We start from the raw sequence: 22,226 nt of genomic DNA, 5'->3' as shown, positions 1-22,226 counted from the left end.
TATTCTTTCTTTTCTATATATTATACTATATTTTTAAATACGCTGTTACCTTTCCTTTCGAATGCAATATGGAAAACGTGTACTATACGAAAAAAGCAGAAACAGCTCCTTAGCCGTTTCTGCTTTTTCTACTATATATTAAAAGAACTTTAATTTACCTTTTTTAAGAACTAATAAAGGTCCACCTAGTAAGAATAGGTAACGGTTATCGATGACTTTCTTCATGAAGGAAGCTTTCCAACCTGTTAACTTTTTGCCCATAACAACGCCCATTGCATCGTCATGACCTAATGAACATACAGATCCTTTATTGTCGAATGCGAATGTTTTCATTTCGCCTTTGCCACGAACTAACACAGTTAAGTTGTGTGCAATGTTGTAACCTTGTTGAATTGCAATTTGTGCTGTTGGTGGGTATGGACGGTTAATTTCTTCATTAATGATTAACGCTGCGTCACCAACCATGAATACATCTTCGTATCCTGGAGCGTGCATGTACTCATCAACTTTAACGCGGCCGCGCATTGCTTCAAAGCCAGACTCTTCTACAATACCGTTACCACGAACACCTGCAGCCCAAACTACTGTTTCAGACTTAAGTAATTCAGTATCATCACCGTTTGCAACGATAATACCTTCTTCAGTTGCTTCTTTAATTGCCGTACCGATGCGGAATTCTACGCCTTTTTTCTCAAGTTGTTTTACAGCGTATTCTACTAATGCTGGATCAAAACCAGGAAGCGCTGTTGGAGCAGCTTCTACACAGATAATACGTGCTTTTTCACGTGGTACATTGTACTCTTTGCAAAGTTCAGGAACACGGTTTGCAAGCTCACCTACATACTCGATACCAGTAAATCCAGCACCACCAACAACGATTGTAACTAACTCATCGCGTTGTTCAGTTGCATATTGAGCGAATTTAGCTTCCATGTGCTCACGAATTTGACGAGTTGCATTAATGTTAGCAATAGAGAATGCATGCTCTTTTAATCCAGTAATACCGAACGTTTCTGATTCGAAACCAAGACCGATTACTAAGTAATCATATTCTAATTCGCCATCTTGTAAGATAATACGTTTTTCAGCCGCTTTAATTTCTACTACTGTATCTTGTACAAAGTTCACTTTATTTGTATCGATAACGTCTTGAATATCTAGACAGATTTTTTCATCTTGTAATGTACCAGCTGCGCTCTCGTGTAACCAAGTCGCTTGGTAGTGATAGCTGTTGTTGTTTACTAACGTAATTTCAGCTTCATTTACAGATAATGCTTTTTGCAGACGAACAGTCGTAATCATCCCGCCATAACCTGCACCTAAAACTACGATTTTTGGAGTCTTCACCAAATCACAACCCTTTTCTTTATATAATAGTAATGAAAAATAATACCAAGTACTAAAAACTCTATTTGTCAAGAATGTGGAATTTATCACATTCTATATCGTAACAAAACGCAGTCAAAAAATCGTACGAATTTTGTCATAGAAATTTAACATAATACTTCCCTATATTAGTCGGTTTCATACCAGAATTCAAGCACCTGGGGAATTATCAATATTTTAAAATAACATAGCGTTTTCAAGGGTTTTTCAGCCTTTTTTTCATGTATTTTCCTTTCTCTATATTTTATATAATTTAAAAAGCATCTATGCAAAAACTTACACACAATTCAGTCGTTTTCAGAAGTATTATGAACGCAAATATGCTATCATTTATTTGAAAGTGTCATCATTTGCAGGATTTTCGTGTACATATGAACAATATATGAAATCAATATTAAAATTCCATATATAGGGGGAAGGAAAGTGACAGAAAATCAAAAAGTTTACGACATAACAATTATTGGTGGTGGCCCAACCGGACTATTCACAGCATTTTATGGCGGTATGAGACAAGCAAGTGTAAAAATCATTGAAAGCTTACCTCAACTTGGAGGCCAATTATCCGCACTCTACCCTGAAAAATACATTTATGATGTAGCTGGATTCCCGAAAGTACGTGCACAAGAGTTGGTTGATAACTTAAAAGAGCAAATGAAGAAATTCGATCCAACCGTTTGCTTAGAAGAAGCTGTTGATACGCTTGAAAAACAAGCTGACGGTATATTTAAACTTGTTACGAATAAACAAACTCACTATTCTAAATCAGTTATTATTACTGCTGGCAATGGTGCTTTCCAACCACGCCGCTTAGAATTAGAAGGTACAGCAAAATACGAAAAGAAAAACTTACATTATTTCGTTGATGATATGAATAAATTTGCTGGCAAGCGCGTCGTAGTATTTGGCGGCGGCGATTCAGCGGTGGACTGGACAATGATGTTAGAACCAATCGCTGACAAAGTTACAATCGTTCATCGTCGTGATAAATTCCGTGCCCACGAACATAGCGTCGAAAACTTAATGAATTCTCGCGCAGAAGTAAGCACACCATACGTTCCAGTTGAACTCATTGGTGATGACAACATTGAACAAGTCGTTCTTCAGCACGTAAAAACTGAAGAAAAAGTTATTATCGATGTTGATGACGTAATCGTAAACTACGGCTTTGTGTCTTCTCTTGGTCCAATTAAAAACTGGGGCTTAGATATTCAAAAGAACAGCATTCTCGTGAATTCAAAAATGGAAACGAATATTCCTGGCATTTATGCTGCTGGTGACATTTGTACATATGAAGGAAAAGTAAAACTCATTGCTTGCGGCTTTGGTGAAGCACCAACAGCAGTAAACAATGCAAAAGCTTACTTCGATCCAAATGCAAAACTTCAACCGATGCATAGCTCAAGTATGTTTTAATATAGAAATGAAAAGAACTCCTTTTACATGAAAGGAGTTCTTTTGTTATAAGGAGTTCTATCAAATTACCTCTCTTTTTCACAGCCATCTTCTTTAAGAAAAGATACTATCTCTTTCCAAAATATGTTACAATAAATAAGAACATACGTTTCGTTTAATGGAGGGGATTGTAAAATGAAAGAACCGATTATCGTAAAGAAAGAAGCTTTCCAAGCAATTGGCGTTTCGACTACGACAACAAATGAAAAAGAGGCATCTACTGAAGGAAGAATCCCAAGGCTTTGGAATCAATACTTCCAAGAACAAATGATGCATCACATCCCAAATCAACAAACTAAAGAAACATTCGCTTTCTATTCAAACTACGAATCAGATGAAACTGGTACATATCAATTTACAATCGGTATGCCCGTTTCTTCATTAGAAAACGTTCCTGAAAATATGACATCTTTAACAATACCTGCCGCTACATACGCGGTATTTACAACGAGAAAGGGGCCAGTTTCCGAAGTCGTTTGCGAAGCTTGGGAATATATTTGGCAATGGTCGAAAGAAAATAAGCGTGCTTTTACAACCGACTTTGAGCTTTACGACGAAAGAGCCGTAGATCCAAATAACGTACAATTGGATATTTATATTGCGCTAGCCTAAAAAAAGATGCCCTTCGGCATCTTTTTTTGTCGTTAAATAGCCACTGTGCAAATCCAACATTATTGTCTACAATGAGAAAGTGCAGTATAGAAATATTAGAAACTGTATAAAACGATTGTTAACAGGTTTTTTAGTTTAAATTTGTCACATAGAAAGGAAGCAATATGGAGGAACTACAACAAAATAAATCTGCTTTAGAAGCAAATGCGAAACCGCTATTAAAAAATGCGAATTTCCTTTTTCTTTGGGCAGCTACCCTTTTTTCAAGTTTTGCTTTAGCCTTTTTTACCTTTTCACAAACGTGGTACATAGCCAAAACATTAAATCTTGAAGCTTCACTCGGTGTTGTTTTCGTAGCCCTTAGTGTTCCAAGGCTTATTTTTATGATTGTCGGCGGCGCTGTAGCTGATAAATTCCCGAAAAAAAACATTATGTTTTACTCCAATATTATTCGCGCTATACTTGTCGCAACCATTCTCACATGGTTCATCGTCGGTGATGTAACACTATATACATTTGCTTTATTCGCTTTATTCTTTGGACTTGCTGACGCTTTCTTCTGGTCAGCAGATGGATCTATTCTGCCTGAACTTGTAGAAAAAAGCCGTTTAACGCAAGCAAATTCACTTACTCAAATGACAAATCAAGCTTCGGTCATTCTAGGCCCTATGCTTGGCGGGATTCTTATTAAATTTACTAATTATGAAACGATTTTTTCAATTACAATCCTGCTACTTATCATCGCGGCCATACTCGTTCAAAAAATACAATTTACACTGCCCGAAAAAAATGAAACAGATAAAAGCATGTTTACTTCTATTAAAGAGGGAATTTTATATGTAAAAGAATCACCATTTCTTTCAACTTTCCTTATTTGTAGTGCCTTTTTAAATTTATTTTTAATCGGTCCGATGCAAGTTGGTTTCCCGCTCTTCGTCAAAAATGTGCTGCACGGTGATTCACTCCAGTTTAGTTACTTAGAAGCTGCTGTTGGAGGCGGGATGGCGATAGGAGCTGTCATTGTCGGTTTAAAAAATATTAACCGCAGGCGTGGCCTATTTTGCATTATCATGATGCTACTGTCTGGTATATTCTTCCTATCCATCAACTTTAGCACCGTACTTTGGCAAGCCTTATTAGCCGGCATGTTTTACGGTATTACAATCGCAATGGCGATTGTTCCGCTTATGGCAATGATTCAATCGACAGTAAAAGAAGAAATGATGGGACGCGTAATGAGTTTACTCATGCTATCATCAATGGGCTTTATCCCGCTCTCTTATGCATTCACATCCATTGCACTTGCAATAGGAATTCCAATCGTAACGGTTATGAAAAGCGGCGCAATCGCGGTTATCGTCTTCGTACTATTTGTCGCGATTCGTGTTCCAGTTGTAAGAAAGTTTGATTAGCTACTTAGAGTCATGTATTATACGCATGGCTCTTTTTTAAACGGATCAAATAGCGATATCCCCTTACTTCTCCTTAACGCTGCTCCCCACTCTAATCCTATCTCTAAAAATAAATCTCGCACTGTACGAATACTCTTTCCAACATTCGTCGCAATCATCTCCATTAACGGACAAGCAACCCCTACTGTTTTTTGTTTCTCATTCACCGCATACTTTCCTAAAAAATGAATAATGGTAGAATCCGTTTTATTCAATTGAAATCGGTAGCACTTCAAAACTTGTCTTTGATATGTATTAAACTCTTCTTTACTTCGAAATTCACTGTATGGTTTCATTAAATTATATAAGCTTCCCATTTCTATCACCTCATTTATAAGTAAGAGGCAGGAAGAGAAATTGGCGTGATAGTTAATATTTTTTTATTGGAGATGAAAATATGATCGTAATTAGCGCTTGTTTAGGTGGTATCGCTTGTCGGTATGACGGGAATGACAATCTCGTTTCAAAAATAGAGGAGCTTCTGCAACAAGAAGACACAGTCCTCATTTGTCCTGAAGTATTAGGAGGGCTACCAACGCCTCGTCCCTCAGCTGAAATTATTGGTGGGAATGGCGATGACGTTTTGGATGGAAAAGCGAAAGTGATGACAAAAGACGGAAAGGATGTCACAGAAGCCTTCGTAAAGGGTGCTTATAAAGCATTAGAACAAATTAAAGATTTACATCCAGAGTATATTATTTTAAAGGAACGCAGCCCATCTTGTGGTAGTTCTACAATTTACACTGGAGAATTTAACGGTAATAAACAAACTGGTTACGGGGTAACAACTGCTTTATTTAAAAGACATGGCTTTACAGTCATTTCAGAAGAGGATTTTGAGAACGAAAAAAGGAATTGACCCTGTTCGTCAATTCCTTTTCTATCTGTCTTATTTCACGCCTAATTTTTCTTTCACTTTCGCTGGAAGCTCGTCTTTCTTCACTTCTTCCCAAGCTGTTACACCTTTTTTATCTGAGTGGAATACACGCAAGAACGCTTCTTTACGAAGATTTTTCACAGCTGTAAATTCTAACTCTTTTTCTTTACCTTCTTTATCAAATGCAGGTAACTTATACTCAAATAATTTTAATGGCTGACCGCCATCAGCTTTTTCATTCTTCTCAATTCCATCAGTCGTAATTTGAACGTAATACTCATCTTTCCCCATACGGTTAATATCACAACCAACTAACAAACTTGCAAAGACAACTAAAATACTAAAAAGTGCAATGTATCTCTTCATTTCCTTCACCTCATGTGTTTTTTCTTATACTCTTATCTTAAAGCCCGGGGCTTAAAGAAGAAATTCAAAAACATGACATGAATATTACACTTTTGTAAGATAATAAACTAAAACTGTAATCAGTGTTTTTTCATTGAAAACGTTATTGGCACTCATCTAACCTAGTCATGACAATCTATTAACGCCAATTTTTCCACTTGTCACGAATCTTATCACGTAATTTCCTTATACCGCTTATTACTATCGTTGTAATCCATCTTCTACTACCTGTGTAACAGTTCCATTCGGTTCGAAGATTACTCGTAATGTTCCTTCGCCATTATAACCAGTATAGATGTATACTGAATACGATTTATATTTCTCAATGATATATGGCTGTCCAATCGTAGCTTTTACCTGATTTGCAGGTATACCTTTTTTGATTTTCAAATAGTCATTATAACCTACTGTCGCTGCATCGTTATTTACATCTTTATACCACGGTACACGGTCGTTTTTTTCTTCATATTCCTTCACAGGCTCTTCACTACGTTTCGTAGATAACTGATTCTCTTTGTCCGTATCCCTTGTCTCAGTACGTTCAATATTCACAACGTAGCCATATGTATTTAATTCAACCATAATTTCATATGTACCATCCGTATCCTTTTCAGTATAAAATACGCGTTTTTCATTGTTATTATAATGTTTTAGGCTCTCACCACCATAGTCAAGCTCGTTAAGGATATCCGTATATGTCATGCCTTCCTTAATCTTTTTGGCTTCGTTACTAGAAATATAACGCTTCTGTGATGATGGAGCATCCTCATATTTAATGCTGTCACGTTTGCTCGTAGTCATAGGCGTTTCCTGTTGTTCTTTTAGTACTTCCGCTTCCGACTTCGCTTGTTGCTTTGCTCCTACTTTTGTTAACACGTCTGTATCGTTAGAACAAGCTCCCAAAATCGATACTGTAGCCAACGCCATCCCTAATACAAATACCTTCTTAAATGACTTCATTATAAAATTCCCCCGGTGTTTTTTAATATCCAGTAATCAGCTAACATGGAACTATTCAGTTCTATATAATTTAATATAGCCTTCACCTTCATGCATCTTCTTTTGTATAAATCTATCTATCAGTAATAACCGATGCAGCTAGTCCGAACATAATCGCTAATCATCTTCCGCGACACTTGTTACAAATTTGATCACGTGATCTCCTTAACACATGCATTAGTTGAACAACCTAAGGCTGCTTCGGTAGCCATTTTTTGTACCAACTGTTAGTTTTGTTTTCAATATGTGAAAAAGGGTTTCTAAGTGATGAATTGAATATATATTTATTGTTTACTAATTTTTAGGATTTCCCTTTATGGGAAATCAATTTTACTGTATTGCTGTATATCAAATTCTTAATGAAGAAAGACTAGGAGCATCGCACGGTTCTATAATAACTTATATTGATGCTGTGACGGGATCTCCTGTTAGTGCAATAGGATATTTTTCAATTTGTTTATTACAATAAAGTACCACGAAATTGTAATCCTCGCCCTCAAAAACTATTTCTTTTTTGGGAAAGTTTTTTATTACATAAGTTTCATTATGTCCTAGTTTAAAGTTTTCGAGAGGAGAAATGATATGAACCCTATTTTATTAGATGTTCCGTTACAAATAGAAACAGACAGACTCATTCTTCGAGCACCACTTCAAGCTGGTGAAGGGAATGTAGTACATGAAGCTATTAAAGATTCAATTCGTGAATTAAAGCAATGGTTGTCTTTATTCCAGTCAATTCCTACGGTTGAAGAAACGGAAATTCTCCTGAGAAATGCGCATATAGATTTTTTGAAAAGAGAAAGCTTTCGCTATCTTATCTATCATAAAGAGACGAATGATTTTATTGGAACTGCTAGCCTTCACGGAATTAATTGGAAAGTTTCTAAATGTGAAATTGGATACTGGGTTAACACCCAATTTAGTGGCAGTGGATATATAACAGAAACGGTAAGTGCGTTAACAAACCTTGGATTTCAGTTATTCAAATTTAGAAGGATTGAAATACGATGTGAATCTAATAACACGAAAAGTCGTGCGATCCCTGAAAAACTGGGCTTTGAACTTGAAGGGATATTACGTAATGAAGATTTCTCAGCTGACGGCAAACAACTAGTTGATACTTGCATCTATGCAAAGATAAAGTAAAATTTTAATCAGCCCTCACCAATTGGGCTTTTACGGCAAAAGAAAAGACCTCCTTAACGATTTTATTCCATCGCTAAAAAGGTCTTTTTCTATTTCGGCTAAAACCTTAGCACTCTTCTGGCTTACCAGCATTCGATGCTGTACGGAAAGATGAGCCACATCCGCATGATGCGATTGCGTTCGGATTGTCGATTGTGAATCCGCCGCCAAGCATAGATTGTTTATAGTCAACTTTTACTCCTTTAACAATTGGAGCACTTTCTTTATCGATAACAAATTCAACACCGAAAAACTCAAGAACTGTGTCGTCTTCTTTTGGTTCTACTTCAAATCCTAAGCCGTAAGAAAGACCACTACATCCGCCGCCATGTACAGCAAGGCGCACGTACTTCTCTCCATCTTCAGCCTCTTTTAACATATCTTTAATTTGAAAAGCTGCTTGTTCTGTTACTTCAATCATGAAATACACCATCCTTTCTGTTCTCATTCTATTATACATCTTTACGCTTCTATCTTGTACTCATACACTCCGCGGCAAATTACTTCCGCAGGTCCTTTCATTAACACATTTCCTTCTTCTGTCCATGCGATCATTAAATCGCCGCCAGCTAAATGGACTGTAATTTCTTTACCACGTTCCATTTTTCCATTTAGAATTGCCGCAACGACAGCTGCACATGCTCCTGTCCCGCAAGCTTGCGTTACACCAGATCCACGCTCCCAAACTCGGAAGTTCATCTCATCACCATTCAAAATTTCGATGAATTCAACATTTACTCGCTCTGGGAACATTTCATGTGTCTCAAGGACCGGACCAAGTGTTGTAAGGGGTGCTTGTTCTACATCATCAACAAAAATAACCGCATGCGGATTCCCCATTGAAACAGCTGTAAATGCATAACGATGATTATTGTATAAGAAATTTTCACGAATAAATGGTGTTTCACCTTCACCAAGCATCGGTATCTCTTCGCGTGTTAATCGTGGTGCGCCCATATCAATTTTTGCTAATCTTACTACACCATCTTCTACCGTTACTTCTGCCGTTACAATCCCGGCTAACGTTTCAATTGTGAAAACTGTTTCCTCTACTAGTTTATGCTCATACGCATATTTCGCTACGCAGCGCAAACCATTACCACAGCTCTTTCCTTCTGATCCATCATTATTAAACATACGCATCTTCACAGGAGCTACGTCAGAAGGACAAATTAAAATCATCCCGTCCGCCCCAATACCAGTATTAATATTTGAAACCTTTTCCGCCACAAGAGCTAAATCTTCTTCCGGAATTTGTTCTTCAAACATATTTACATATATATAACTATTGCCAAGACCATGCATTTTTGTAAAAGAAAATTGGCTCATTTGTATTCACTCCAAAAATAATTTGTTATGTTAAGTATAAAATGCATGCTTTTAGAACACAATATGAATGTCCCCCGTTTCTCATATTTGACAACGTTTGGCGATGAGCCATTCTTGCACAAATTGTGTGAGAAAAAAAGCCCTTATAAAAGGGCCTTTTTTTATTTATATTCAGTATTATCCTACCCTCCGAAATAACATTTTATCTAAAGGAGAAAGAAAAAGGCGCTGCCCATTCGCAACACCTTAAAACATTGGATTTTCATCCAAATACTCATATACATTATTGACAAGTTCTTCTACTGTCGACCCTTGTACGACTTCACCATTCACAAGAGCAAATGGTCCTTCAAAGCAAATGCCACAATATCCTAAACAACCATATTCCATTACATCTAAATTCGGATCTTTTTCTAATTTCTCTAAAGCTGCTTGTGAACCACTTGCAAGGTTACCTACACAAAATTCAATTAATGGTTTAATCAAAATTCTCCCCCCTGTACTACAAAACAAATTACCTTCTGACTTCATCTATAAGAAGAAAACTAAGCTGTTTCTTATTGTTTTCGTTACACTTGCTAAACTATTCAATTCCTTCACTGTTTCACTCCAAAGCAAATATTTTTCTCTATATAAATATATTCAGGACACCGCTTTTCGGCTCCCGCAATGAAATAATAACTAGCAAAGGAAAACAGTTTACTTCACTTTTCTTCTTATTGTACAACAGAGTATTCATTCATGCATTGTTATTTGTTCACAAATTCGATATAATTTGATTGAGTAAAGTCAAAATATTTTATTAATATAAAATTTTATGATTAGGGGATATTTCAACAGAAAAGGGGTAATCCATCATGAAACACCTCGTAATACTAGGTGGCGGCTACGGTGGAATGAGAATTCTACAACGGCTACTTCCAAGCAACCAACTTCCAGATGATGTACAAGTGACATTAATCGACAAAGTACCGTATCATTGTTTCAAAACTGAATATTATGCATTAGTAGCAGGTACAATTTCAGAGACGCATATTCGTATTCCGTTTCCTGAGCACCCACGCCTCAATATTCAATACGGTACAGTGACAAATATTGATCTTGAAGAAAAGGCTGTTCATCTCGATGGCGGTGAAGCAATCCAATATGATGATTTAATTATCGGACTTGGTTGTGAAGATAAATATCATAACGTTCCTGGGGCAAAGGAATATACGCACAGTCTACAATCAATTGAACAAACACGTAAGACATATGAACAATTAAATAGTTTAGAACCTAACGCAACGGTAGCTGTCGTCGGTGCTGGCTTAAGTGGCGTTGAAGTAGCAAGTGAACTTCGCGAAAGTCGTTCTGATTTAAAAATTTATTTATTTGATAGAAAAGATAGAATTTTATTCCCATATCCAGAGAAATTAAGTAGATACGTAGAAGAATGGTTCGTAAAGCATAAAGTTACTATTATACGAAACTCCAACATTACAAAAGTGGAACCCAATATTGTGTACAACCACGATGAACCACTTGAATGTGATGCAATTGTGTGGACAGCTGGTATTCAGGCAAATGCAGTTGTTCGGAATCTTCCAGTTGAACAAGATGGTAGCGGACGGGTTGTTTTAACGAAATATCACAATATTCCAAACAACGAGCACGTTTACGTTGTAGGAGATTGCGCTGCTCTTCCACACGCTCCATCTGCACAGCTTGCTGAAGGTCAAGGAGAACAAATTGTCCAAATATTATTAAAACGTTGGAATAATGAGCCTCTTCCTGATGAACTACCAGTTATTAAATTAAAAGGTGTTCTCGGTTCTCTTGGCAAAAAGCACGGATTCGGTTTACTGGCAAACCAACCATTAATGGGACGTGTACCAAGATTATTAAAATCCGGTATCCTCTGGATGTACAAATATCATAACGGTTAATACTTTAAAGGCTGTCTACTATGTAGGTAGCCTCTTTGCATCAGTTAAAAAATATTTTTTCTTAATATTTATTCACAAAATTTTCTATTTTTTATATTAAGAACCATTGATGAATAGTGTATGCTATTTATAAGTTGTTTTATTATTTCCTTTAAGACCGAATTCATTCGGTCTTATTTTTTTATATGATAAATACTTTTATAGGAGGCATTCCATTTCACTTATGAACTTGACGAAACTAAACGGTCGAATAGAAGCGAAAAGAAAGAATTGATCTATCTCGTTGAAATGTACGGATTCACTCATAATAAAGTGATTTCTTTCAGCCAAGAATTCGATCGTTTACTTAACTTGTTAATAGAGCGCAAAACGAAGAAAAAACGTTGCTCTTTATAACCTTATTTTTCTATTTCCCTCTCTTTTTTGATACGATATAAAGTGAAACTTTAATCAGTGGGGGTTTTGTTCATCCCTCACTTATTATTAGCCTTCACCAATCGGGCTTTTACGGGCAGCCCGCCCCCCACCTAACTTCTTTGCTTTCGCTGAATTTTGAGGTGGGGGTCTTACTGCCCGGTGAATAGCGGGATAACTAGAATCAGAAAGGAGCCATCTATGTTTATATTAAAAGACGTTACATATAAAGATATACTAAGCATTCCTTATTTACAGATTCAAAAAGAAAAAATCACTTGTATTATCGGTGAGAGCGGGAGCGGAAAAAGCACATTGCTCCGCATGTTAAATGATCTACAATCTCCAACATCAGGTACAATCGAATATAACGGAAAACTAATTTCTGATTATCCACCTATTCAATTACGCCGTGACGTAGTCATGCTTGGGCAAACTCCACCTATTTTCGATGGAACCATTAAAGACAATCTATTAATGGGACTTCGTCTTTCTGAAAAACTATTTCCAAATGATGATATTTTGCGAAACGCATTAACGACTGTTAGCTTAGAAAAAAATTTAGAAGACAACGCCGGTTCATTATCAGGCGGAGAAAAACAACGACTTGCTTTTGCACGCATCGTACTTATGGATCCGCCTGTCTATTTATTAGATGAACCAACTTCGGCATTAGATAGTGATACAGAACGTCGCGTGATGAAGCAATTCACTAGACTGGCAAGAGAGAAGAAAAAAACAGTTATCTTCATCACGCACTCTCAACAACTTCCAGAAGAAATTGCAGACGATATTATCGAGATTAGTAAAACAAACGGTGCGACTAGAAAGGAAGTGCTCTCAGTTGAAGGGCGTTATTGAACTCCAAATTTGGCAACTTGCCGCTGCATATATTTTCATTCTTATTTTAATCGGGCTTGTGAAACTAAAAGGGATTCCTCGCGAAAAGCAAATCGCGCTCGCAACATTCCGTATGACGATTCAGCTCGTACTTGTTGCATATATCCTTACATACGTATTTGAAAATAGTAATACATTTTATACAATTGCTCTCATTACTTCTATTACTACCTTTGCAATTTTTAATATTTATAAACGAGTGAACATCCCTATGTCTAAAGAATTAAAACGAGTAGCCGCCCTTTCCATGGTTGCTGGATCAATCGGGCCATTGCTACTATTTATCTTTGTTATTATTGGACACGACCCTTGGTATGCACCGCAATATATCGTTCCGATTACAGGTATGTTAGTCGGTAACGCCATGACTGGTGTTTCTCTCGGTGCAAATACGTTCTTAAACAACATGAAATCACAAAGAGGTCAAATTGAAGGTGCACTTATGCTCGGCGCAACACCGAAAGAAGCAACTGCTCCGCTCATTCGAGACGCTTTTGACTCTGCTATTTTACCAACAATTAATTCTATGGTCGGAATGGGAATTATAAGCCTCCCAGGCATGATGACTGGTCAAATATTATCCGGCGTATCACCGTTCACAGCCATTCAATATCAAATCGCCATCATACTCGGTATTTCAGGAAGTACTGCTTTTGCTGTCATTATCTTCTTACAGCTTGGATATAAAACATTCTTTAATAAGCGGTGTCAGTTAAAAGAAATTGAAGTGCGGTCATAACTTTAGGAATGGACCAGCATAAATGGTCCTCGGTGAATGAAATTATATTAACTTACCGACAAAAAAGAGGAGGCAATGTAATTCTGCCTCCTCTTTTCCTTACGCCTTCTTAACGAACTGTGATTTTAACTTCATAGCTCCGAAACCGTCGATTTTGCAATCAATATCGTGATCGCCATCAACTAGACGAATACTCTTTACTTTCGTACCAATCTTCACAACTGAAGACGTTCCTTTTACTTTTAAATCTTTAATTACAGTAACAGCATCGCCATCTTGAAGAACGTTTCCGTTTGCATCTTTTACAACTTTTGCGCCATCATTATTTTCAGCTTCTGCTTCTTGCCCCCACTCATGAGCACATTCTGGACATACGAAAAGAACGCCATCCTCATACGTATATTCTGAATTACATTTTGGACAATTTGGTAAAGTAGCCATAAATTCATTTCCTCCGTTCATTATTTATACGTAAAAATTAAATGTAATTTTTACATCTCGATAAATAAAATTTGTATAGCATTTCTTTATACTGCCATAGTCTCACGTTATTGACAAGCCTACCTCAAATTCTCATTTTTTATTGTATTTTACAAAATTTCAATTAGTATGGCGTTCCCAATAAAAAAGAAGAACCTTCACAAGATTCTTCTTTTCAAAATTAAAGAGTTACAACTAGAACCCCAAACTATTTTCTTCAATGTAAATTTGATATTCTTCCAATTCTTCTTCACTTAACTTCTTATTATTTTCATATACTTCTTGCCACTCAAAATAATCTTCACTGAAATAAACAGCAAATTTAATTTTTACTTTTTTCTTCTCTGTATAGTCATAACCAGTAAACTCTACTAAGTCATAATCTTTTTCTTTCTTCACAAACTTCCAAGTTGGATTATCAGTCATAACCTCTAAAGTAAAGCCTTCACCACTTGAACGAACAACGTTTTTAATATTTGGCTCAGTTGGTAAAAATGAAAACCCGAGCATAGCTCCACCAAACACTATCCCCACTATAACTTGTAAACCAATCATACCAGCAACACTAGCGCCACCCTTTGATTGTATGAAATACGCCTTCTTATGATCAGGCATATCTTCTCCCTTATGTAACACACGAACAGCATGCTTATAATATAAACGGTTTCCTTGCCATCCAGTAAATATCATCATTCCTAATTGAAGAACTAGACTAAATGTTAAATAAATCCCATCTGGAATATCGATAAAAGGAGTTACAACTATACTAGGTACCGCCAATAACGCAAATATAATAAATAATTTATACATTTTACGATAAGCTAACCAAAAAGTTGGGAAGAAAAAGGCTACCCAATTCCATGTATTCCCTTGTGCCGGATTTTCTACTTTTCCCCATTTAAAGTCATAATAAGCTGTATTTTTTTGAACAACTTTATGTAATTCTTGGGGAGAATTTGTTTCTTGTAAAACAGTGTCCTTCACGTACATCATCCTTTTCTTATTTCTATATAATTGTATTGTATAGAAATAAAAATAAGGAATCTAACAAAAAGTACATATATTTCATAAAAATGAACGGAAATCGAATATATTCCGACAATTACCCGTTTCTTATTCCATTTTACTATTACATATATTAAAATACTTATGAATGATACATTTAATACACTATATTAAATGTTTTGTACCTTTACAAAAAAGGATGTCCCAAAATCATTTTGAAACACCCTACTAATTTTTTACTATTTCACACTGCCCTTAACTTTTTCAATAACATCTTCTATACATTCCACTATGCATTCCGGCTCCCAATCTCCCTCACCTTGCATAGCTGTATAAACTGGACAATTCTCATCGTTACTATCTACAAAAATTGGATCTCCAAGATATGAATCTAGCCCAATTACAATCCATCCTTCTTTCCAATCTCCTTCTTCATTCCCGGTTAAGCTTTGCCCTTTATCATCAAAACTATAACCAAGTTGTCCTTCTTCTATTTCTTCACTATTAAATAATTCTATCGTCATTGGTTCAAATTCATACTCTAACTCAATTTCATTATCCTCTGCACGATCTACATATTCTAAAAGTTGTTTAATTTTATTGTGGTTAATCATGCTATTTTCTCCATTCTATCTTTTAAAAATCTAAATTTATTCATAATAAGCTGCCGCAAGCAACATTTGAGCAATAAACTTCAGTAAATCTTCTTTAGAATTTACGTGTTCAAGGTATTCAGTTATATCCATATTATTTCTCTCTCTCCTATTGCCCAGCATTCAAACTAACTATAATATATGACATAAGATTCTTAAAACTATTATTTGAGGTGATCCAATATGAAGACTACCATTTGGGCAGAAGATGACTATTTAAAACTAGCACCCATTAACGATGAACTAATAAAAAAGCAGAAGAAGTACTGAACGTAAAGCTCCCAGAATCGTACATAAACCTACTAAAAGAACAAAATGGAGGAACGCTTCGCCTTGATGCTCATCCTACTTCAAAGCCAAATTCTTGGGCAGACGATCACGTTAATGTGTCTGGCTTATACGGCATTTCTTTTGATGAAAATGAATCTAGTATTGTAGAAAGCCGTTATTTAATTCAAGAGTGGGAAATGCCTGAGAATCTCGTACTTTTATCTGGGGACGGACATACGTGGATTGCATTAGACTATCGAAATGTTGCTGAAAATCCTCCAGTTATATTTATCGATAATGAATTTGAGGAAATCATTGAATTAGCACCTAACTTTGAAAGCTTCTTACAAAACTTAACTACGTACGATTATGATGAAGAGTAAACTTCTCTCTAAAGAGAATCAAGATTTTATTACAAATTTGCCCACTACTTTAAAACCACTCGGTTTTAAGAAAAAAAGAAATACATTTTCCACAACTTATAACGGACCTTTTACAAGTCAAAGAAAACATCTCAATATTCGATTGCATTCTACAAACTAAAATAGAGCCTATATATGAAACAGAACCAGTTATCGCATAATGTTTCACATGAAACTATCCATATTTCGATCAGCTTTCTACAAATTAAAACATTGCTCTGTGTATCTTCATAACGAGGAAAAAGAGCCCGTATTCTTTCATGAAGTTGATATGTATATGAAAAAACTAGTAGAAAGTGCAATGTGATTTCACATTGTGCTTTCTACTAGTGCTTTATATCCCTCTTGTAACTTTTTAAATTGTTCTTCATATTTTTGCATCTTTACGATATCCGTCTTCGAATTAAGGAGTGGTCTTCTTCTCCCAATCACCATTATATTTTTCCCCTCTATTGCATCGTTCATATGTACATAAGGTTTAAAAAATTCACATTCCGTATATGGCAATGCTACAGATAATTTTGCATACTCTTCCACCTTAAATTGATTAGATAAACTTAACTCCCGCAAATTTTTTAATTGTATTAAAGGTTCTAACGAATCATCTTTAACCTTTAAATTCATAAGAGTAAGCTTTTTCAAATGTTTTAATGCAGCGAGTGGTTGTAAAGTTTGTACTTTCATCGTTGTATTTATCCCACCGCCCATATAAAAGGTATTGAGTTGTGGACACTTACTTAAAGCACTTAAATCTTCTAGCTTAGAAAAATCATCAATTAGTAAAGATTTGAGTTGCTTATTATACGCGATATCCCATAACGTCTTTGTTTTTGTATTCCAGCACATATATAACTGTTGTAAATTAGACAATTTCTGAAGGCTACTTAAATCCTCGACCCGCATTTCGTAAACATATAATATATCGGGACGAACATACGTAAGAATATAATCAAACTGCTTTTGATTTACTGCGAAAATCCATAACTTCTTAACTTGCAAAGATACTAGTCGTTCTATATTTTTTGTTTTCCCCTCAATCGCTACTTCTTCTAAATCGCCAGCTATACTTGCTAAATCTTTCATAATCTTCGGCTGATCACCAATCGGAAACACTTTATCCTCCCCTACAACTCCCAAGTAATATTCATCTCTTCAAACGACGCTTTACTAACTTCTAACCCTTCACTATCATCCGTTCCAATCATCGCTACTTCTTCTTTAGATAACTTAATTTCCTCATTTAGATTTTTGATTTTTCTCTCATATACGAGTTGTAAAAGCTCTATTTGCTCCTCTGTCAGCTCATACTCTTCTTCTAATCTTTCTATTACAGATCCCGTATCCAGTAATGGGATTTCTAATAAGAATCCACCGTGTTCTTCCATTTCTTCAAATGAATCAATTGAATATGCACCGCTATCCTCAATCCAAAAAGCTGTTGTAATGAAAGGAACTGTTTCCCCCTCTACCTCTTCTAGTAAGTATTGGAGTGCTTCCTCTTTAGCAATCTCTATTATTTCTGGAGGTGCCCCTTCAAAATAATTTGTTGCATCAATCCACTCGTCTATTCTCTCACTATTCACATCTTGAAGACACACGATCGTGTAATTCGGATGAAACGTAATCGTCCCTTGTCCACCTTGACTATCTTGCATACTATAGTTAAATCCATCCCACGAACTTTCATGTGAAAAATCAGGTGCATGCGCTACAAAAATTGCGTCTGCAATCGACTTTAAAATGCACCCTTTCCATAGTTTTTCTTTATCTATATGTAATTTATATTTACTCATCCTCTTCCTCCATACACATATTTTTTATATTATCTTTCGATTTCTCATTTCTTGTAAAGTGATTTTTCATTATTTTAAAATAATAAAGCACCCTTTGCATAAAGGATGCTTTTACATTCACCTACCATTTCTCTCTACACGTCTCAATTAAGTGAAACAAATACCGCTTCGTCATATCCGCCCGTCTCCAAATAGAGAGCATTCGCTTTTCTTTTGGATTATGCCTCATGCGCTCTACTTCTTTTAATAAAGGCTCCCACTCTTTCGCTGAACGTTCTAACAAGTATTGGAACCCTCTATCTTTTGAGACGATTGTTTTATGATCCAGTGTATATAAAATACGCCCCATCGTAACGACAGCTGACTCTACCCATTCTTCTATGAAAAATAAATGGGGACGCTTCGCTTTTTCACTCCAGTAATGCTCTACGTTATATTTCATCGTATTTACTACATCGTCCCATTGTATTTGAAACGGAAGATTTTCTGCTTCTTTCCCGGTAACTGTAATGCCTTCGTTTTTCAATGTCCACCACGTGACCGCATTAATGTCCCAATAACCAATACCCGCTTTTCCCTCTGCACAATATACGTACTCGTTCATTTCATCATTGTATCTCCCTAAATCAGCGAGCGGAATATACATACCGTCCATTCTTTTCCCTAACGTACTACTCTTAAGTTTCTTATGCAGTTCTACAAGTTGTTGTTTTTCAGCTTCATTCACGGAATCACTTATTACTGTAACAAAATCTACATCGCTCGTTTCTATATGAAATGCTCCTAGCGCAATAGATCCATAAACGTATACCCCAACTATTTTTTCATCTAAAAAAATCTCTTTTAATTCTGCAATGTACTGCCCCATTAACTGTTTTACTTCTTCTGGTAGAGCATGTTTTACTCCATTCTCCACATCTATCCCTCCATAGAAAAAAGCCTTTGCTAATTTGCAAAGACTTCTTGTTTTATAAATACTTCTCGATTTCTTCGTAAACATCCTTCAAACGAGGATTTCCTTCTCCAACAATTTCTCCATTTACAAGAACAACTGGATAAAATAAATCTTCTTCCACTACTCGCTCTGCGAATGCTTTCTTATCTTCATCTTCTTGTTCTTCCTGAAAATCAATATACTCAAACTTAAATTTATTTTCTTGTCCTTCATATTTACGACCAATTGCCGCTTGTAACCATTCAAACGTTTCTGTTGAAGATGGCATTCCAACGCAGCTCGCACAAATTACTTTCGTCCCATACACTTGCACATTAACCATTTCTTCTCCCCCATTTCTTGTTCTAACAGTATATTCAGATGTCTTATTACATAAGCACATCATTTTACAAACTGATTCCATACCCCTATACTGAAAAAACACGTTGTAAACATGATAAAATATTTCGACAATAAAACAAGAACAGAAAAAATAGATTTTCCCCTCTATCTTGATTATAATAAAACTGATGAAAGGAGTCGATAAAAATGGAAAACCCACATATGCAAGAACAAGTACTAGAAGTATTAGATAAATTACGTCCATTCTTACTTCGCGATGGCGGAGACGTTGAGCTAGTAGACATTGAAGAAGGTATCGTAAAATTACGCCTTATGGGTGCATGCGGAAGCTGCCCAAGTTCTACAATCACACTAAAAGCTGGTATCGAGCGCGCGTTACTTGAAGAAGTACCAGGCGTTATCGAAGTAGAACAAGTATTTTAATCTAAAAGCGGAAGCGGCTCGTCCAAAATGTGAGGGGGATGGAGCTTCTGACATAGAGGCGCTTTTTGCCTCGGCGGAAGAAGCGAAGCCACCGAACATTTTAGCTGCTGGAGCTAGATATCATCTAGCTGCTCGTTCAAAGTCGCTTCCTAAAAAGAGACCAATTTTGGTCTCTTTTTTTGTGCAAATATCCCTTATCCGTTAACATCATAAAACAAAATTGGAAATCCTTCTCAAAAAATGAGATAATTGATACTATATAGTGAATCGTTCACACATATACAATCAAAAAACATAGGGGGACGACACATGCCAAAAATGGGGAACACTTTTTTAACAATTCAAGAATTAGAAAAGAAAAAAGAGTATTTATTAGACCTTTCATCCGTTATACCAACATGGGATGCGAGCTATCAATTTTTATTTAAAGAAATCCAGCAAGAATTATTGAGTAAAGTAAATGAAAAAATCGAAAGACATCAATTCATTTTAAATATATGTGCAGATCAACAGGTAGGGGCATAATGTATTACATACAATTGTGGTATATAAAAAAGAGACCTCACTCGGTCTCTTTTTTATATTTTTAAGACAGCCAATCTAATTTCCTAATCCCGAGCTTATCAATTGGTAAACGAAGTGAGCCATAAAAATGCTTCATAAATTGCTCAGAGCGGTTCACATCGTGTAAAATGGCTTCTAAGCGATCTCTATATATGCTTTTTTGTTCTTCGTTTCCAGTTTGGTAATATCGTTCGACTGTTTCAAAATAATGAAGCGGGAACAGGAGCCTTGCAAATAATAAGCGCCAACCAAATGAGGATAGCGAATAATTCCGTTCATAATCTGTAACAAATTGAACGATTGTTTGCTCCCAGTCTTTCTTTTTTTCTATCATCATATAGCGAATCAATTCTGCTATATCTCTAGTTGGGTGATCATACACCCACTCAAAAGGAAGTTTTAGACGCTTCGTTTGATGCCATAATAAAGGTGTAAATCGTTCTTGGCAAATTGTTGCCGCATCACTCATTTGCGGCGTATCATCCATCTCTGTATCGACAACATATTGAATTGCATTTTCTGCAACTCCTAAGTAATACGGGAAGGATTCGATAAACAATTGATCGAATACGTCTGTAGGGTGATTCATCACTTGTGATTGCCAAAACTTTTCTAATTGATCGAGCCTTTTTTCCCATAACGCTTTCCATTCACCAATGCGGCTTAATTGCTCGATTTCTTCTGGAAAGAATGCACCTCGTTTATGAAATATAGAAAGCTCGCTTCCTAATGACATAGCATGTCGTTCTAATGCACGCATACCTTTTAATAAGCAGTAATTTTGTTCTTCTATCTCACTTACATAGTAGCCGTGTATAGTCGGAACGAAAGTCGCTACAGTTATATCCCCTTGCTGGTTCATATAATCACTGAGCTTTTTCATCTCTACAAGTACTTCTTCCTCCATTTCTCCAATTGGAACAAGTACATAAATTTTGTTGCGAATCCAAAAGCTTTTATAGGGGCCAAGGGGGATTAATTCTTTAACATGCATGTGATAATGCTCATAAATATGCTGAATCATCGCAGTCGCCACCTATGGTTTTTCTATATATATATGAGCTTGTGCTCGCCTTTCATTCCTATGCACATGATAAAGCAATGAAACGTATACAAATACTAAAAAGAAAAAAAGGTGATAAACATGAAAGAATCCAATCAACTACAAGAAAGAGCATTACAACTATTACAAGAGCGCGGTGTAACAATTGACGACATTGCTGAACTTGTTCATTTTCTACAAAAAAAATATCATCCAAATTTAGAGATGTCAGAATGCCGTTATAACGTTGAGCGTGTATTATCAAAACGTGAAGTACAAAATGCACTGATTACTGGTATCGAACTCGATGTCCTTGCCGAAAAAGGAATGCTAAGTGAGCCGTTACAAGATATCGTAAAACGTGATGAAGGCTTATACGGAATTGATGAAGTTATCGCACTTTCTATCGTGAACGTGTACGGCTCTATTGGTTTCACGAACTTTGGATATATCGATAAATTAAAACCTGGTATTTTAGAATACTTAAATGATAAATCAACAGGGAAGGTGCATACATTCCTTGATGATATCGTTGGTGGCATCGCTGCCGCTGCTTCAAGCCGTTTAGCCCACCGAGCTGAGCACTCAGAATAATACTAC

25 protein-coding genes and 4 pseudogenes are annotated in these 22,226 nt (G+C 36.1%); 14 read left to right on the top strand and 15 right to left on the bottom strand.

The window, feature by feature from the left end:
- Nucleotides 1-138: 138 nt before the first annotated feature.
- The gene (locus COI75_RS10115) at nucleotides 139-1,347 is read right to left on the bottom strand and encodes an NAD(P)/FAD-dependent oxidoreductase (protein ID WP_000856623.1); all 1,209 of its coding nucleotides are present in this window, start codon (nucleotides 1,345-1,347) and stop codon (nucleotides 139-141) included.
- Between the two features lie 462 nt (nucleotides 1,348-1,809).
- Between COI75_RS10115 and COI75_RS10110 the strand changes: the two genes are divergently transcribed.
- From COI75_RS10110 to COI75_RS10100, 3 genes are all read left to right on the top strand, one after another.
- Entirely contained in the window at nucleotides 1,810-2,799 is a 990-nt protein-coding gene (locus COI75_RS10110) for an NAD(P)/FAD-dependent oxidoreductase (protein ID WP_000138492.1), read from the top strand.
- A 174-nt stretch (nucleotides 2,800-2,973) separates the two neighbouring features.
- A complete protein-coding gene (locus COI75_RS10105) occupies nucleotides 2,974-3,450 on the top strand; it encodes a GyrI-like domain-containing protein (RefSeq protein ID WP_000662573.1) in 477 nt (158 codons plus the stop codon).
- 164 nt (nucleotides 3,451-3,614) lie between these two features.
- The gene (locus tag COI75_RS10100; protein ID WP_000391910.1) at nucleotides 3,615-4,862 is read left to right on the top strand and encodes an MFS transporter; all 1,248 of its coding nucleotides are present in this window, start codon (nucleotides 3,615-3,617) and stop codon (nucleotides 4,860-4,862) included.
- A 116-nt stretch (nucleotides 4,863-4,978) separates the two neighbouring features.
- Here COI75_RS10100 and COI75_RS10095 read toward each other — a convergent pair.
- Nucleotides 4,979-5,218: pseudogene (locus COI75_RS10095) on the bottom strand (helix-turn-helix domain-containing protein); the annotation flags it as partial.
- An 80-nt stretch (nucleotides 5,219-5,298) separates the two neighbouring features.
- Between COI75_RS10095 and COI75_RS10090 the strand changes: the two are divergent.
- Entirely contained in the window at nucleotides 5,299-5,760 is a 462-nt protein-coding gene (locus COI75_RS10090) for a DUF523 domain-containing protein (RefSeq protein WP_000635503.1), read from the top strand.
- 30 nt (nucleotides 5,761-5,790) lie between these two features.
- Here the strand turns inward: COI75_RS10090 and COI75_RS10085 are convergent, their stop codons facing one another.
- Both COI75_RS10085 and COI75_RS10080 read right to left on the bottom strand, forming a co-directional pair.
- On the bottom strand, nucleotides 5,791-6,144 hold the full coding sequence (locus COI75_RS10085; protein WP_000833127.1) for a YxeA family protein: 354 nt from the start codon (nucleotides 6,142-6,144) through the stop codon (nucleotides 5,791-5,793).
- 240 nt (nucleotides 6,145-6,384) lie between these two features.
- Entirely contained in the window at nucleotides 6,385-7,143 is a 759-nt protein-coding gene (locus COI75_RS10080) for a hypothetical protein (RefSeq protein ID WP_000834572.1), read from the bottom strand.
- Between the two features lie 621 nt (nucleotides 7,144-7,764).
- On the opposite strand from COI75_RS10080, the gene COI75_RS10075 reads away from it, so the two are divergent.
- The gene (locus COI75_RS10075) at nucleotides 7,765-8,328 is read left to right on the top strand and encodes a GNAT family N-acetyltransferase (protein ID WP_001068199.1); all 564 of its coding nucleotides are present in this window, start codon (nucleotides 7,765-7,767) and stop codon (nucleotides 8,326-8,328) included.
- A 106-nt stretch (nucleotides 8,329-8,434) separates the two neighbouring features.
- Here the strand turns inward: COI75_RS10075 and COI75_RS10070 are convergent, their stop codons facing one another.
- The 3 genes from COI75_RS10070 to COI75_RS10060 all read right to left on the bottom strand — a co-directional run bounded on the left by COI75_RS10070 (nucleotide 8,435) and on the right by COI75_RS10060 (nucleotide 10,182).
- A complete protein-coding gene (locus COI75_RS10070) occupies nucleotides 8,435-8,788 on the bottom strand; it encodes a HesB/IscA family protein (protein ID WP_000573831.1) in 354 nt (117 codons plus the stop codon).
- A 41-nt stretch (nucleotides 8,789-8,829) separates the two neighbouring features.
- Nucleotides 8,830-9,696, bottom strand: coding sequence for a diaminopimelate epimerase (gene dapF, locus COI75_RS10065; protein ID WP_000077395.1), 867 nt, complete (start codon nucleotides 9,694-9,696; stop codon nucleotides 8,830-8,832).
- Nucleotides 9,697-9,942: 246 nt separating this feature from the next.
- Nucleotides 9,943-10,182: a YuzB family protein gene (locus COI75_RS10060; RefSeq protein ID WP_000595027.1), complete on the bottom strand. Its 240-nt coding sequence runs from the start codon at nucleotides 10,180-10,182 to the stop codon at nucleotides 9,943-9,945.
- 371 nt (nucleotides 10,183-10,553) lie between these two features.
- Here COI75_RS10060 and COI75_RS10055 point away from each other — a divergent pair, with 371 nt between their 5' ends.
- From COI75_RS10055 to COI75_RS10040, 4 genes and pseudogenes are all read left to right on the top strand, one after another.
- The gene (locus tag COI75_RS10055) at nucleotides 10,554-11,624 is read left to right on the top strand and encodes an NAD(P)/FAD-dependent oxidoreductase (protein WP_000682072.1); all 1,071 of its coding nucleotides are present in this window, start codon (nucleotides 10,554-10,556) and stop codon (nucleotides 11,622-11,624) included.
- Between the two features lie 223 nt (nucleotides 11,625-11,847).
- Nucleotides 11,848-12,020, top strand: a pseudogene (locus COI75_RS10050) (Spo0E family sporulation regulatory protein-aspartic acid phosphatase).
- A gap of 219 nt (nucleotides 12,021-12,239) precedes the next feature.
- On the top strand, nucleotides 12,240-12,899 hold the full coding sequence (locus COI75_RS10045) for an ABC transporter ATP-binding protein (protein ID WP_098448346.1): 660 nt from the start codon (nucleotides 12,240-12,242) through the stop codon (nucleotides 12,897-12,899).
- On the top strand, nucleotides 12,883-13,677 hold the full coding sequence (locus tag COI75_RS10040) for an ABC transporter permease (RefSeq protein WP_098448345.1): 795 nt from the start codon (nucleotides 12,883-12,885) through the stop codon (nucleotides 13,675-13,677). Before COI75_RS10045 ends, COI75_RS10040 begins: the two co-directional genes overlap by 17 nt.
- Before the next feature lie 99 nt (nucleotides 13,678-13,776).
- Here the strand turns inward: COI75_RS10040 and phnA are convergent, their stop codons facing one another.
- The 3 genes from phnA to COI75_RS10025 all read right to left on the bottom strand — a co-directional run bounded on the left by phnA (nucleotide 13,777) and on the right by COI75_RS10025 (nucleotide 15,776).
- Nucleotides 13,777-14,118 carry an alkylphosphonate utilization operon protein PhnA gene (phnA, locus tag COI75_RS10035; RefSeq protein WP_000212737.1) on the bottom strand — a complete coding sequence of 114 codons (342 nt, stop codon included), beginning with the start codon at nucleotides 14,116-14,118 and terminating at the stop codon, nucleotides 13,777-13,779.
- A gap of 234 nt (nucleotides 14,119-14,352) precedes the next feature.
- Nucleotides 14,353-15,150: a DUF2628 domain-containing protein gene (locus COI75_RS10030; RefSeq protein WP_141530697.1), complete on the bottom strand. Its 798-nt coding sequence runs from the start codon at nucleotides 15,148-15,150 to the stop codon at nucleotides 14,353-14,355.
- A gap of 251 nt (nucleotides 15,151-15,401) precedes the next feature.
- Nucleotides 15,402-15,776 carry a hypothetical protein gene (locus tag COI75_RS10025; protein ID WP_098380320.1) on the bottom strand — a complete coding sequence of 125 codons (375 nt, stop codon included), beginning with the start codon at nucleotides 15,774-15,776 and terminating at the stop codon, nucleotides 15,402-15,404.
- A gap of 222 nt (nucleotides 15,777-15,998) precedes the next feature.
- Here COI75_RS10025 and COI75_RS10020 point away from each other — a divergent pair.
- A pseudogene (locus COI75_RS10020) lies at nucleotides 15,999-16,468 on the top strand (SMI1/KNR4 family protein).
- A pseudogene (locus tag COI75_RS10015) lies at nucleotides 16,455-16,814 on the top strand (DUF4304 domain-containing protein). The pseudogenes COI75_RS10020 and COI75_RS10015 overlap by 14 nt, the downstream one beginning before the upstream one ends.
- Before the next feature lie 2 nt (nucleotides 16,815-16,816).
- Here COI75_RS10015 and COI75_RS10010 read toward each other — a convergent pair.
- The 4 genes from COI75_RS10010 to COI75_RS09995 all read right to left on the bottom strand — a co-directional run bounded on the left by COI75_RS10010 (nucleotide 16,817) and on the right by COI75_RS09995 (nucleotide 19,577).
- Nucleotides 16,817-17,620, bottom strand: coding sequence for an internalin (locus tag COI75_RS10010; RefSeq protein ID WP_098380319.1), 804 nt, complete (start codon nucleotides 17,618-17,620; stop codon nucleotides 16,817-16,819).
- Between the two features lie 11 nt (nucleotides 17,621-17,631).
- Nucleotides 17,632-18,300, bottom strand: a complete 669-nt coding sequence (locus COI75_RS10005) for a hypothetical protein (RefSeq protein ID WP_098380318.1) — start codon at nucleotides 18,298-18,300, stop codon at nucleotides 17,632-17,634.
- Nucleotides 18,301-18,421: 121 nt separating this feature from the next.
- Nucleotides 18,422-19,300, bottom strand: coding sequence for a nucleotidyltransferase domain-containing protein (locus COI75_RS10000; RefSeq protein WP_098448344.1), 879 nt, complete (start codon nucleotides 19,298-19,300; stop codon nucleotides 18,422-18,424).
- Nucleotides 19,269-19,577, bottom strand: a complete 309-nt coding sequence (locus COI75_RS09995) for a YuzD family protein (RefSeq protein WP_000248586.1) — start codon at nucleotides 19,575-19,577, stop codon at nucleotides 19,269-19,271. The genes COI75_RS10000 and COI75_RS09995 overlap by 32 nt, the downstream gene beginning before the upstream one ends.
- Before the next feature lie 206 nt (nucleotides 19,578-19,783).
- On the opposite strand from COI75_RS09995, the gene COI75_RS09990 reads away from it, so the two are divergent.
- Nucleotides 19,784-20,020 (top strand): NifU family protein, encoded by a 237-nt coding sequence (locus COI75_RS09990; protein WP_000431159.1) that lies wholly within the window; start codon nucleotides 19,784-19,786, stop codon nucleotides 20,018-20,020.
- Between the two features lie 309 nt (nucleotides 20,021-20,329).
- Nucleotides 20,330-20,545 carry a hypothetical protein gene (locus tag COI75_RS09985; protein WP_001125485.1) on the top strand — a complete coding sequence of 72 codons (216 nt, stop codon included), beginning with the start codon at nucleotides 20,330-20,332 and terminating at the stop codon, nucleotides 20,543-20,545.
- A gap of 61 nt (nucleotides 20,546-20,606) precedes the next feature.
- On the opposite strand, the gene yutH is transcribed toward COI75_RS09985, so the two are convergent.
- Nucleotides 20,607-21,608: a spore coat putative kinase YutH gene (gene yutH, locus COI75_RS09980; RefSeq protein ID WP_000614210.1), complete on the bottom strand. Its 1,002-nt coding sequence runs from the start codon at nucleotides 21,606-21,608 to the stop codon at nucleotides 20,607-20,609.
- 120 nt (nucleotides 21,609-21,728) lie between these two features.
- On the opposite strand from yutH, the gene COI75_RS09975 reads away from it, so the two are divergent.
- Nucleotides 21,729-22,220 carry a phosphatidylglycerophosphatase A family protein gene (locus COI75_RS09975; protein ID WP_000665103.1) on the top strand — a complete coding sequence of 164 codons (492 nt, stop codon included), beginning with the start codon at nucleotides 21,729-21,731 and terminating at the stop codon, nucleotides 22,218-22,220.
- The last annotated feature ends 6 nt before the right edge of the window (nucleotides 22,221-22,226 follow it).

Source organism: Bacillus cereus, assembly GCF_002564555.1.
Classification (GTDB): domain Bacteria; phylum Bacillota; class Bacilli; order Bacillales; family Bacillaceae_G; genus Bacillus_A; species Bacillus_A cereus_K.
The sequence above is the reverse complement of the archived record's forward strand: the minus strand, read 5'-3'. Positions and strand labels throughout refer to the sequence as shown.